General features: G+C 39.1%; 8 protein-coding genes. 5 read left to right on the top strand and 3 right to left on the bottom strand.

Features of this window, described 5'->3' with window-relative positions:
• Window positions 1-304 precede the first annotated feature (304 nt).
• The 3 genes from HCG49_RS15150 to HCG49_RS15140 all read left to right on the top strand — a co-directional run bounded on the left by HCG49_RS15150 (window position 305) and on the right by HCG49_RS15140 (window position 2,034).
• Window positions 305-868, top strand: a complete 564-nt coding sequence (locus tag HCG49_RS15150; protein WP_168470370.1) for a Crp/Fnr family transcriptional regulator — start codon at window positions 305-307, stop codon at window positions 866-868.
• Between the two features lie 60 nt (window positions 869-928).
• Entirely contained in the window at window positions 929-1,507 is a 579-nt protein-coding gene (locus HCG49_RS15145; RefSeq protein WP_168470369.1) for an NAD(P)H-dependent oxidoreductase, read from the top strand.
• 146 nt (window positions 1,508-1,653) lie between these two features.
• A complete protein-coding gene (locus HCG49_RS15140) occupies window positions 1,654-2,034 on the top strand; it encodes a transposase (RefSeq protein WP_168470368.1) in 381 nt (126 codons plus the stop codon).
• A gap of 140 nt (window positions 2,035-2,174) precedes the next feature.
• On the opposite strand, the gene HCG49_RS15135 is transcribed toward HCG49_RS15140, so the two are convergent.
• From HCG49_RS15135 to HCG49_RS18695, 3 genes are all read right to left on the bottom strand, one after another.
• A complete protein-coding gene (locus tag HCG49_RS15135; protein ID WP_168470367.1) occupies window positions 2,175-3,065 on the bottom strand; it encodes a hypothetical protein in 891 nt (296 codons plus the stop codon).
• 47 nt (window positions 3,066-3,112) lie between these two features.
• Window positions 3,113-11,062, bottom strand: coding sequence for an MBG domain-containing protein (locus HCG49_RS15130; protein WP_168470366.1), 7,950 nt, complete (start codon window positions 11,060-11,062; stop codon window positions 3,113-3,115).
• A gap of 906 nt (window positions 11,063-11,968) precedes the next feature.
• Window positions 11,969-12,097: a hypothetical protein gene (locus HCG49_RS18695; protein ID WP_262888043.1), complete on the bottom strand. Its 129-nt coding sequence runs from the start codon at window positions 12,095-12,097 to the stop codon at window positions 11,969-11,971.
• Window positions 12,098-12,721: 624 nt separating this feature from the next.
• On the opposite strand from HCG49_RS18695, the gene HCG49_RS15125 reads away from it, so the two are divergent.
• Both HCG49_RS15125 and HCG49_RS15120 read left to right on the top strand, forming a co-directional pair.
• Window positions 12,722-13,111, top strand: coding sequence for a hypothetical protein (locus HCG49_RS15125; protein WP_168470365.1), 390 nt, complete (start codon window positions 12,722-12,724; stop codon window positions 13,109-13,111).
• A gap of 261 nt (window positions 13,112-13,372) precedes the next feature.
• The gene (locus HCG49_RS15120) at window positions 13,373-13,735 is read left to right on the top strand and encodes an SdpI family protein (protein ID WP_168470364.1); all 363 of its coding nucleotides are present in this window, start codon (window positions 13,373-13,375) and stop codon (window positions 13,733-13,735) included.
• The last annotated feature ends 395 nt before the right edge of the window (window positions 13,736-14,130 follow it).

Below are 14,130 nucleotides of genomic sequence, written 5' to 3'. Positions count from 1 at the left end.
GACTTACTAATGGTTCAAGGCGTTACCCCTGCCCATAAGGGACTTGCACCCTCTAGATTAATTATCTACTTTGCAGTAGATAAAAGATGCCCATGCTGGGCACACACCACGTATATAAAAAATAGCGCTAGTCGTTGCTAACACAAAGGTTCGGGCATTTTTGGAAAGTCGCCAAATTTTTAAATTTGACAAATTCCCCAAAATAAAATAATTAATAAAATTTGGCTTGTGTTTCATCCGAAAATTATCGCTTATTCTCAGCGCTACTTTTCATATACAAGACCGTTTGCAGTAATTAAAGAAAATGAGGAACTACCTACAAACATTTAACATTTTAACCGAAAATGAAATTGACCTTTTTGAAAGTAAGGTTCGGAATAAGAAATTGAAAAAAGGCGATTTTTTCATCAAAGAAAATCGAATATCCAAAGAAGTAGCGTTTGTGGTTTCTGGTTTGTTTAGGTCATTCTATTATTCGTCATCCGAAGAGGAAGTTACCTATTGTTTTACCTTTTCGAATTCTTTTGTTAGTGCTTACTCTTCTTTCTTATCTCAAACAAAAACAATTGAAAATATTCAAGCATTAACAGATATAGAGTTATTAACTATATCAAGAGAAGAAATTTTAATTTTAGAGAAATCAAGTGCAAATTGGCTGAAATTTTTCAAATTAATTGCTGAACAGGAATACATCAAAATGGAAAAAAGAGTTTTCTTGTTACAAAAAGAATCCGCAGAAAAAAAATACAAAGATTTACTAATAAATCAACCTGAATATTTACAATCAATTCCCTTAAATTTTCTGTCTTCATATTTAGGAATTACCCAAAGACATTTAAGTAGAATAAGAAAAACGTATACGAATTAGACAAATGTCCTTTTAAAAAAGTAACGAAGTATTGTTCTTCGCACAAAACAAAGAACAAATATGAAACAAGTATTAATAATAAACGGACATCCTGATAAAGAGAGCTTTAATTACGCATTATCGGAAGCTTACATAAAAGGAGTAAATAAAACAAATTCTATAATCTCTCAAATTAACATTGCGGAATTGGAATTTAATCCTAATCTACAATTTGGCTATCGGAAACGAATAGAATTAGAGCCTGATTTAGTTTTAGCCATAGAAAAAATTAAAAAGGCAGACCATATTGTTTGGGTATTTCCAATGTGGTGGTATGGTTATCCAGCTCTTATGAAAGGATTTATAGACAGAACATTTTTACCGTCAATTACATATCAACCGATTGAGGGAAAAGCATTACCTGAAAAACTACTGAAAGGAAAATCTGCACGATTAATTATTACGGCTGATACGCCAAAATGGTATGATTTTCTGATAATGAAAAGTCCGACAATCAACCAATTTAAAAACGGAACATTAAAATTTTGCGGAATAAGTCCTGTAAAAACAACCTATATTGCTTCAATAAAAAATTCAACTTCGGATTTTAGAGAAAAGTGGTTAAAAAAAGCAACATTGTTAGGCGAAAGCGTGCAATAACTACTGCCAACAATGCATATGGTTCATTTTGCCGTATAGCGTGTTGAAAAATTTTCTTACAAACAATATATTTCCTAAATTGAGACATTGTTTCGGCGCCCTCCGCTATTTTGCTATCGAGAGACACCGATACCTACTACTGCCCCATGGGCCAGCCAATGCGCTGTATTGGAAATATCACAAAAGAGACTAAAACAGGTTTCACACAACAATTAAAAAAATATCAGGCCGTCAATTGCAAGGGCTGTCCCTTGCGCGGGGCCTGTCATAAGGCAAGCGGCCACAGAACCATAGAGCGCAACCATAATCTGGTCCGAATAAAACAAAAAGCAAGAGAGTTCCTTCTTAGCGAACAAGGGGTTGCCCACCGCAAACGACGATGTTGGGATGTGGAAGCTGTTTTCGGAAATATAAAGCACAATATGAACTTTAAAAGGTTTATGTTAAGTGGTCTTGCCAAGGTAGAAACGGAAATAGGACTCATAGCAATGGCTCATAACCTCAAAAAAATAAGTTTGGCGATATAGAAGTCGCTTTGCCTGATTTTAATCAAGAACTAATTGGTGGGTTAACCAATAAAATCAAGAATGAAACCAAAAAGTCATAAAAATAAAAGGTCGTCCAAATAGTTTTTAGACGACCTCTTTTATTTTATAAAATTCTATTTTTAAAATTCAAATGCATACTGAATTCTTAAACCAAAGGCTATTGTACATACCTTCTCTACATGTTGCGTCGGAATCACATCCCTCCTAGATGATAATAAGCTCTCCAATACATACGCTGTTGGATTTTGATTGTTGTACTCAATAATCCTTTCCCTTGAAGGATTAGGCTTAATATCATTTAAACCATAATCAAGGAATAGTCCCATATAAAGGGATCGCTTATTTTCCAAGATTAGTTTTATTCCGCTCTCCAGATGTGCTACAATGTTTGTCTTCAGGTCCAATTCTGAATTTGAATTTTTCACACGACCAAATTCGCCAAATCCGGCAAATTTAGGCTCGGTCAGTTCAGCATCATATTGCTCATAATATCCACTGGTCTGCAAGGAAGTTGACAAGCTTTGATAATCCGAAGCTAAAACGAAACCCGCTTTAACACCAGCAACGGCATAAAACCGAGTCATCCCCAGAGATTCATATTGAATCTGGAAGGGAATATTTAGGAAATATACCTCCTGGTTTTCCGAAAAATTACCGGCTCGATACCGGAATTCAAACTCCTCATCTTCTGAGTCTTGACTCATATAAGCCCCTTGAATATTAGACTTAGAAAAAGCTCCTTTCATAAATTGTAATTCAGCACCAGTTCCAAGGCTCCAATTTTCAAAAAAGTAATAGGCATATCTAGTTCCTATGCCAAACCCGTTTTTCAATTTGTTTTTCTGTTCCAGCGCTTCATATCGTAATTTGGAAAAAGATCCCTGTAGGTAAAATGAGACTTCATGGTTGGATTGAGCCAAAACCTGCCCACTCATACCAATTAGTATAAGTACCATCACAGGCCTTAAAATAGTATTCTTCATGGCTACTTTTATATTATTAGTTTTCATATGTATGTTTAATCGTCAAAGTAATTTTAGAAAAATTCAAACGTTGCCTATTTAATTATAAACTTAAGCGTTCTACTCATACTCTTAGTTCTGACCTTCAATATATAAATACCCATTTGCAGATTATAAGGCAGGTTTATGTTCGTTCTTTTGCTATTCGATTTCATTTCCTTGATAAGCATCCCGTTAAGATTGTGTATTGAAAGCTGCATTGTTTCAAGCTCGCTTTTTGGAAAATCGGTAAAAAGCTCCATGCTTTCTCCAGCCTGTACAGGGTTTGGAGCCAAGGAAAGGCTTAAAGAACCTTTTAATTGAATGGAAGAAGTACAGCTTTTCAAAATATTCCCATTCTCGGTTTCCATCTCTACATAATAAGAGTTATCCGTATCCAATTGGTCGTCTTCATTTTCACCGGCAGAATAGTATTGACCATTTCCGATTTCAGATCCATTTTTATACCAACGATAACTTACAAATTGGTAACCGCCATTGGTGTTCGGGTTATTGTTAACCAGCAATACATTATTAAACTTCTGAATTACAATATCCTCAAAATTGAAATTCTTTTCCACCATAATATTATAGCGCTTACTTACGTTTCCATCTTCCGAAGTCACTATCACCGTATCCCTGTAAATTCCGGGTACCGGCGTACTGAGGGTGAAGATCTTATCGCGATCTATTGATGAACCTTGATTCTGTTCAAGTTGAATTTGAACCTCTTCTTCAGAATTCCCGCAACCAATGAGGTAATAAATATCTTCAGTAGGATTGGAATAGGCAACTCCATTAATAACCGCTGTTTTTAAGCGGGCTTCACCACCGATAACCTTAAGCGTTCTTATCACAGGATCTGCTGCTTCGTAATTTTCGTTACCTGGCTGCGCAGCCGTAATGGCGATTTGCCCACCTCTTAGAATTTTCACAAACCCATGAACACCAACAGCAGCTGCCGGATTTTCGGTCTCGTAGGTATAAGAATATTTTATAGGTAGACTAGAGGTTGAAGCTGCACTCAACTGAAAATCTTCATCCGTAAGTTGATGTCGATTTCCAATTTCATCAAAAGTGATTCTTTGTGATGCCTTTTCAATTAATATATTGGCAGTTAGCACCAGGACTTTATGTCCGTGTTGAGAAACCGTGGCAGTAACTGTATAAGTCCCTGCATTGGTCTGCCCGTTGTTCGAATAAACCACGGTTGCATCCTCGGGAAGTCCAGCTACTGAAAGACTGTGGGCTTCACCGTTATAGGTAAACGAATCACCTTCAAAGGTCACTCCGGCAATTTCTGCCTTTTCAATAACCAAGGACACTTCCTTGGAAGCTGCCTGGTAATTGGCAGTTTCTTCAGAGGAGATGATCACTTGATAGGTGCCCGCATTGGTATACCCCTGCTGTTCGGCATAGGTCAATTCCGCTTCCGAATGGTTGAGGCTTGCCGATACATTCTTCACGCTGCCATCATAGGTAAACGTCTGGATGGCTTCCGCGGTGATGACCGCCTCCGCCTTGTTGATGATAAGGGTGGCAGTTAATACCTTATCGTTATGGTTATCTTGGCTTAACGAGGCAGTAACCGTATAAGTCCCTGCATTGGTCTGCCCGTTGTTGGAATAAACCACGGTTGCTCCCTCGAGAAGTCCAACTACTGAAAGACTGTGGGCTTCACCATTATAGGTAAACGAATCACCTTCAAAGGTCACTCCGGTAATTTCTGCCTTTTCAATAACCAAGGACACTTCCTTGGAAGCTGCCTGGTAATTGGCAGTCTCTTCAGAGGAGATGATCACTTGATAGGTGCCCGCATTGGTATACCCCTGCTGTTCGGCATAGGTCAATTCCGCTTCCGAATGGTTGAGGCTTGCCGATACATTCTTCACGCTGCCATCATAGGCAAACGTCTGGATGGCTTCCGCGGTGATGACCGCTTCCGCCTTGTTGATGGTAAGGGTGGCAGTTAATACCTTATCGTTATGGTTATCTTGGCTTACCGAGGCAGTAACGGTATAAATCCCTGCATTGGTCTGCCCGTTGTTCGAATAAACCACGGTTGCTCCCTCGGGAAGTCCAGCTACTGAAAGACTGTAGGCTTCACCGTCATAGGTAAACGAATCACCTTCAAAGGTCACTCCGGCAATTTCTGCCTTTTCAATGACCAAGGATACTTCTTTAGAAGTCGCCAAGTAATTTGCGGTCTCTTCGGCTGAAATTAGAACCGAGTAAGTTCCCGCATTGGTATACCCCTGTTGTGCAGCATAGGTCAATTCCGTTTCCGAATGGTTTAGGCTTGCCGATACATTCTTCACGCTGCCATCATAGATAAACGTCTGGATGGCTTCCGCGGTGATGACCGCCTCTGCCTTGTTGATGGTAAGGGTGGCAGTTAATACCTTATCGTTATGGTTATCTTGGCTTACCGAGGCAGTAACGGTATAAGTCCCTGCATTGGTCTGCCCGTTGTTCGAATAAACCACGGTTGCATCCTCGGGAATTCCAGCTATTGAAAGACTGTGGGCTTCACCATTATAGGTAAACGAATCACCTTCAAAGGTCACTCCGGCAATTTCTGCCTTTTCAATAACCAAGGACACTTCCTTGGAAGCTGCCTGGTAATTGGCAGTTTCTTCAGAGGAGATGATCACTTGATAGGTGCCCGCATTGGTATACCCCTGCTGTTCGGCATAGGTCAATTCCGCTTCCGAATGGTTGAGGCTTGCCGATACATTCTTCATGCTGCCATCATAGATAAACGTCTGGATGGCTTCCGCGGTGATGACCGCTTCCGCCTTGTTGATGGTAAGGGTGGCAGTTAATACCTTATCGTTATGGTTATCTTGGCTTACTGTGGCAGTAACGGTATAAATCCCTGCATTGGTTTGCCCGTTGTTCAAATAAACCACGGTACCACCTTCAGGAAGTCCGGCTACCGACAGGCTGTGGGCGTCTCCATCATAGGTAAACGATTCACCTTCAAAGGTCACTCCGGTAATTTCTGCCTTTTCAATGACCAAGGATACTTCTTTGGAAGTCGCCAGGTAATTGGCAGTCTCTTCAGAGGAGATGATCACTTGATAGGTGCCCGCATTGGTATACCCCTGCTGTTCGGTATAGGTCAATTCCGCTTCAGAATGGTTGAGGCTTGCCGATACATTCTTCACGCTGCCATCATAGGTAAACGTCTGGATGGCTTCCGCGGTGATGACCGCCTCCGCCTTGTTGATGGTAAGGGTGGCAGTTAGTATTCGGTTTGGACAGCTAGAATGTGCTGAAGTTACTGTTGCGGTAACCTTATAGCTACCTGCATTTGTATAGGTATTCCCAACATTATAATCAACTGAGGCACCAGCTGGCAATCCAACGACGGCAAGCGTGTGCTCTTCTCCATTGTATACAACTTCATTATCTGAAAATATTATTCCTGCAATATCATTTTCATTAATGGTAATATCGAAGCTTTTTTCATCTGTACAACCATTTTCATTTTCTCCATAAACATAGAGTGTTTGAGAACTTGTAATGAGATCTTCGGCAAAAAGTGCTGTTCCTTTACCATCAGGCTGTGTGAAGTAATTTCCTTCTATTAATACCGGAAGGCTATAACTACCACAGGCAACTACATCTTCTGGAGCCTCTACTGTATATACTTCCGGTTCTGTAATAGTTACTGAGGCTGTAGTTTCCTGATTTCTACTATCCGTAATTGTAACTACGTATGTCCCAGCTTCAAGATTTTCTACTACAGAGGTAGTAGATCTAGAAGGATCATTCCAATTATAGCTGTATGGCCCAACACCTCCAGCTATTTCAACAGTGGCCGACCCCTCACTTCCCCCATTACAACTTACATTTATGGAAGCCGATATACGGGCACTAAAAACATCAGCAATTGGTCCTTTAAAAACACTTTCAACCGGGACACCTGTACCGGCTGCATTTTTTGGTGTTACTTCAAAACTTATAAACTTACCAATATCCTCCTGTGAAAGTGTATAAGTAATTGCATTGGCACTTTCTATGGCTAACTTTCCTGTTCCGTTAGAATCATCTGCACGGTACCATTGGTAGGTTGTTCCGGTTTCTAGATCATTTTCGGCATCATTATAATCATAGGTTGCGGTCAATTCTTGCATAGTTGTTAAAGTACCTGAAAAACTCACATTTGTTGCTGTTGGAGGTAAATTTTCCTTTTCCCTTATCAATGCATAATTTCCAGAACCTAATACGGGGTCAAATATGGTAGTATTGGCATCTACGTTATATCGAGTATTGTCCTCACCTATTAGAGCGATTAAACCTGCACTTCCCAAAATTGAGCCACTGTAAAACTTGGCCTGTCCCCCAGCACCTGTACTGATAACCGGAGTTCCGCTAATTTTAATATTCCCTCCTACTAGATCCCCTGCATTTTTATCTTTATCGGCATAGATCTGAATGGCATCTACCGTAGCATTGGTGGAGGAAATACTTTCAGCAATCGTTACATCCCCATTCTGGCTGACAATTACAATCGTTCCCCTGGCACTAATCTCTCCTAAGATCAATTCATTTATGTCCGCTAGTTGAAGATTAGAAGCTGATGTTACTGTTATACTACCATCAAAATCATTGTTTTCATGAGTCAATGTAATATGATCTAACGCTTCAAGATAGGTACTGCCCCCAATATCCAAAGCGCCAGCCGTGGCAGTAATTCTTCCGTTAGTGGTAGCAGAAAAGTTTCCATTTGTTTGAATATATGATCCAGAAGTAGAAATACTTAGACCATTTCTATTGGGGCTGGATGGCTTTCCATCTATGGTAATATTACCAGTTTCCGTTTTCAATGTGCCTACAGCATTCGGAAAAAAATAACTGTCTCCCAAAGCAATCGCATCCGAAAGACCTCTACCAATTCCTCTGATAGTGATATTACCCGAACCTGTCGTTTCTATAGGTCCCCCTATATTAACACCTCTGGCATGACCAACACTACTAGCGCTGCTCCCTCTACCATTGATAATAATATGACCTCCTGCTGCATTTATAGAACCATTCATGGCAACACCACGATATATGGCATTATTTTCGGGCGAAGGTACTGAAGGATCCCCCATAGCATAACCCATATAAGGATCAGATCCGCCGCCCATGGTTAGGTTTCCACCAGCTGTGTGGATTGTTGAGCCTTGCTGCATCCATATCGCACCAAAATTAGCATCATTGGCTTCGTTATCTCCTTTAGCCCGTGCCCAAAGTTTAAGGGCATTAGCAGTTTCACTACTAACATCTGCCTGAGCGTTAAATACGATATTATTATTTGTTTTTAGTGTTAAGGGGTCTTGATAAAGTAACTTGCCGTTTATGTTTATTGCTCCTGTATTGGCATCACCTATTAAAATTTCCGAAAAACCATCTGCAAAGTTTGAAATAAAATAAGAAGCGGGTAATTGCAGTGTAGCTAACGCACTACCTAACCCAATATCAATACCGTTTGTGTAAGCATGTATGGCCAATTTTCCAGAAGATTGAATTCTTCCATTAGGAGCTTGTCCAGAAATTGAAAATCTATCACCGATAATTTCGATATTTGCATCGGATAAGGTTACATTGGTATTCTCTTTCTGCCCAACGACTCCTTGCAATAGAACACTAGGGCTTGTCATTCCAGCTGCGGTTCCTTCTAGTATTATTTTGCCACTAGCAGCTAAAATTGCCCCATTTGTGGCCACGGTAACACCTGAGTTTTTCACGGCACTACCCTTTATATGAACAGTACCTCCTCCTGTATTTTCAACGGTGGAAAGATGTGAATAAAACCCCCATGAATTAGCTACAGTAGAAGGACCTTCGGCATGACCTTCAATAAAGATAGCCTCTTCAGTATTATTGGAAGAAGTAATCAAATCGGGTGCTCCTACAGTTTGACTCAATTCTACTCCATTTGAATTGGATGTTGGATGTTGGTTATTTGCATAACCATACATATAAATAGTACCAAACCCTGCATCTATCAGGTTTCCATCGTGCAAACGAATACCATTAGCATTTGTCGAATTACCCGTTGAAATGGGAGTAGGTATTCCCGCATTAAAACCTGGCAATCCTTTTCCGTAAAAAGCTATGTTTCCGCCATCTGTTTGAATATTGGTTTTAATCAACGTAATTCCATTCGAGTTAGTAGTATTCCCGGTAGATGTACCATTCCCTACGGTTAATCCATTCCAGATAGCACTATCACTACCGCCTCCAATCCAAAGATGGCCTCCATCAGTCAAAATCTCAGCCCGATTTTTAATAAAGGTAACGCCCCCTTCCAAGGCATCGGCATCTGACCATATTATAGTATTTAAAGAGAAGCCATTAGCTGCAATTGAACTATTAGCCTCTAGATTGATGTCCCTATTTGCTTTTAGCGTCAATGTTCTATCTGCCGATAAAACAGGAGCTACTTTCGCATCAATAAAGACATCTGTTTGAGCTTCGATAGTAAGATTTCCTGTAGCGAGCGCATTGTTCACTACATCAACGTTTACTTTGGCGCCATCTACTAAGGGAATTAACTTACCTTCACTTAATAACCAATCAGAAGAAGGGTCGCTTGGAGCATTGGTAATGGTTATTGCTCCTTTTGCAGTTGGAGCAGTCAAAACAATAGGGTCAGGACTTGCGGCTTCATCAATTTGATTCCCTCCTCCCGTAGCAGTCCTAATCCAGTTCCATGGATATGAGGCAACAATTGAATTATTTATAACATTACCAATTGTAACAATTACTTCAGATCCTGCCGGAACCAATGGATCTGTTAGCCTAATAAAAACACTATTTGAAGGAGACCCAGATCCTGTCCAAACATTTGAAACAACTCGTTTAACCCCATCAATAGTTACAGAAACATCCTCTACTGAAACATTTTCGGTATTCCAACCACTATTAACAGATTGTAAGGCATATAAGATAGCATCATAAGCCCCACTCATCGCAGTTACTGTAGTATATGAGAAAGTATAAGTTACCCCTGTTGCACCGGCGGCCAAATTATCCGCAGACCAAGAAAAATTTTCAAATGGTGATGATAAGGTAGAAAAACTTTTCTCACTACCATAATTCGTCCCCTCACTATTTATAGCATACGCTCTAACGTAGTAGGTAGTTGTTGCAAAAAGGCCGTTAATAGCTTTATTATAAGTCCCAATCCCGCTACCGACAGGCATACGGATAGAACGTCCATCTCCTATGGTCGGATTAGAATTGGTTCCATACACAAATCCACGCTCGGTTACCATAGCCCCACCATCATCGGTCACGTTCCCGTTTAAGGTAGCTCCGGTAGCCGTAATTGAAGAGGTTACCAAAGTGGTTACTGTTGGTGTACTATTCGCGGCCACTGGGTCGGAAACCGAAATATTGATCACTGCAATTTCCTGATAATCCGTAAGGTTTTCCTGGGGATCTGGCCAGCTGACCACTAATTTATCAATATTGTTCCAGGCAGGATTGGAATCCCAACTACCGGTACCACGGGTAAACACCTCAAGTTCAGAAACCCCATAAACGGTCCATGTTAAGGTTTGAGAGACCAATAGCTGACCATCCTTATAGCCTGAAATGGTAAAATCGTTCCTATTGCTGTTACCCTCTGACCGACGCCCCAGCTTAAGTGCATCAACAGAGAAATTGTTGTCTGCTGTAAGCTGAAGCCCCCAGCTTTTAGCGTTAAAACCCCAGCCATCATTAGCGCCAAGAGTTCCCCTGTCCACCGGAATAATCGCTCCAGGGACTACTTTAACAAGGGCATTCGTATACGTACCAGGTAATTCCCCACCATTTCCCCAGTCAATCGTGAAGTTGGTAGGACTGGTTAATCCCGCCGCAATAGTATAGTCATTAACATTATTGGTTATAGACTCTGAAGCGTAGTCCAGTATGTAAGTACTTTGCGCAAAAACATTCAGAGAATGTACTAGCACGAAAAGAAAAAATAAAACTGGAATTTTAGTAGTAGTAGTTTTTTTCATAAGCATTAATAGTTTGGGGAAAATGAATATTAAAAATATAATTCAATTGTTAATTTAAAATAAAACGAGCGTTACGATTCTAGATTTGAATAAACCATAGGAGTGCAGATCATTGGAAGAAGAAATAAATGGCAATAATAATTTCTTCACAAAAGTTAATTGATGATCCAATTTATGTTTTCAGTTTTGTGTGATTTTGCAACTACATTCTAGCAGTTTTTACAAACATAATATACGTTTTAGATTACATTATATTCACGCGCAAAAGAAATCTAAAAAAACGCAAAAACCATTAAAATGAAGATAATATGGTATCCAAATTAAATCTGGACACCAATTAACCTTGAATACACAAAAGCTAGTTAGTCGTAAATTCATGTCTATTAGAATACGTGATAAAACTTTTCACATACAATAGAATAATTCCAATTATCAATCAGGTTTTATTTTTCTATTACGAAAACAAACCATATGCTCGTCCATATCCATGGACATTTTCAACGCACTGTACTTTGCTTCCTCTCTGTTGAGATCTGTCTCTAGAAAATTATCAGCTTTTAATGCAGATTTGATTTTATGGACACTGAATTCGTTTTAGTTTTCATGTTAGGCTTATAACAACCCTATCTTAACATGCAGCTCCTGCATTTTTCGACATCAATACGATAGGGGTACACTAGAAGCCCTCCAATATTTTTGTTGCCTAGAATGCCCTTCGTATTGCGATGTGGTTCACGGGCCATTCAAACCTATCAACATCCAAATTGTATCTAGACGTATCTTCGTGATCGAAGGATTTAACTTGGCTACTACTTTTAGAATTTGTCCACTGGTCAATAGGAGGTTTTCTTTTCCCGAGTAAGCGGCATTACCGATTTTATTTATAAACTAGCTATTAATGGTGACCTAGCTACCATTAACCCCCACTATATACTTCTTAAGGTCTATTTTAATAGTGGGCAGTTGCGTTCTTCGGTAAATGGCGGTTAACTCGCCGACGAAATCTTTGAAGGTTGCGATTCCAATGTCTTCCATGATAGTATATTTTTAAGGTTATTTAGCGAAAACAATCAACAGCAGCGCAGCGGTGGGGACAAGTCCATGTGGAGGTTTTAAAAAATTGCGGTGGGTTCCCCCGAAAGGAGGGATACCCCATTTTTTAAAATACTACATTGACAGGGCAAAGGCGGCTTGATTAACTTGCGGCATACCTATGAAAAATAAATCTTTGGGCCAGCGCGGACCCTTATAGACCAACAATTCCCTGATCATTTTAAAAGGGTTCGATACCATTTTGAAATGACCCGCGCCCAAATTGCCCAGAGGAAAGGATGGTTGTCATCAGGGCCATCTACTATTGCTAAAATCTTAGAAAAGATCAAAAAAGCGAAAGGTATTTTAAAGAAGGAAATTGGTTCGTTTTGTGCTAGAAGAAGGGATTCAAAAAACACACAAGAGTAAAGGCTCTATACCTTCATCACACATCATCAAATTGTTGTATTTTCTTTCTGTTTAATTTGTTATTCACCTACCTAAAACATAATATTGATACAGCTATTTATAAATAGATAACTGTAAAGTATTATTGCTATTATCCAAAGTAATAAGCCGATAAACAGTATATATTAAAGTGATATAACGTTGTAAAACATTTGCGAAATGAAAATATCATATAAAAAAAGACACCTTAACGTGAACTTGATTTTAGGACTTATTTGGTTAGTTTGGTTCTTTGTTGGAGTATTTGGAAAAGAAGATCCAAATTGGACTGACTATGGTTGGATTTTAATCTCTCTTATGTATTTAGTCCTTTATTTTTATCAAAAGAATTACAAATATTTAACCATTGAAAACGGAATTATAAACGTGAATGGACCATTCGGAAAAAAACTAAATCTGACCGAAATAAAACGGATAAAAAAATTTGCGGGAGATTATATCTTAAAAACGGACAAAAAAGAACTGACTATCAATACACAAATAATTGATCCGAATTCACTCGCTGAATTGAATGTGGAATTGGAAAAACTCAATGTGGAATGGAATTAAAAAACGTATTACAACAAAGAACTAATCTAGTAAACCAGTTTTGCTGGCCGCCAAGAGTGCATACGCCACGCATTATCCCATTGTAAGCACGCCAAGGGAACAAAACTGGTCAAACCTTGCCAAATCATACACAAGAACGTTGTAGCGCATTCACTAGATAAAGAAACACTATTAATTTCTTGAACTAACGAATTGTATTTAATTGTAAGAAAATTATATTAAATTTATCCGTTAGTTGGAATTAAAATTTGAATTGATTAAATGACGGATTTGACAGAGACTATTATTATAAATCCATTTTTTATTATCTGCATGATTTGTGGATTAATTTTTACACTCGGCGGCTGGATTTTCCTTAAGTATCCTCCAAAAAAAATCAATAATTGGTACGGTTATAGAACATCTTCATCTCAAAAGAGCCAAGAAAGGTGGGATTTTGCTCAGGAATATTCCTCTAAGCAAATGATTCGTATGGGGATTCTTTTTATGATTATCAGTTGGCTAGGATTCTTTTTACCCGGTTCCTTGATGGAAGCTATTGCCGCGGTGTTTGTTCTCTTGATTTTTACTATCACCTTCCTTTATCAAGTGGAAAGTGAAATCAAAAAGAAATTTAATAACTAACGCACTAAGGCGTGTATAATTAAGCAAGGCTAAGTAGGCTATATTCCAAAAATAGGACAAATTTTCCGCTATAAATTTACTATTAGGCCTAGTTGTGGAAGGGTAGCTGTCGCCAAGGGCCATGTACAATGGATATACTATTAGGAAAGGTCAAAAAAGCAAGAAGATGTTGATTCGATAACTCGGTGCGATTTGTGCCAAGAACAGGGATTACAATGCAACATATTAAACATCATACATATATTACATGTGTTACGTAACTGTATTTCAAATTCTTAAAATAAGTAATTTACAGTACAGCCCTAAAGAAAGGGCTTCAAGCTCCAGAATATCCATCCAATCAAAAAATCAGCTTGTTGCATTGTCGTTTGGGTTTCTCAAATACAGTATCGTAG

This window comes from Arenibacter sp. 6A1, assembly GCF_012272855.1.
Taxonomy (GTDB): Bacteria; Bacteroidota; Bacteroidia; order Flavobacteriales; family Flavobacteriaceae; genus Arenibacter.
The sequence above is the reverse complement of the archived record's forward strand: the minus strand, read 5'-3'. Positions and strand labels throughout refer to the sequence as shown.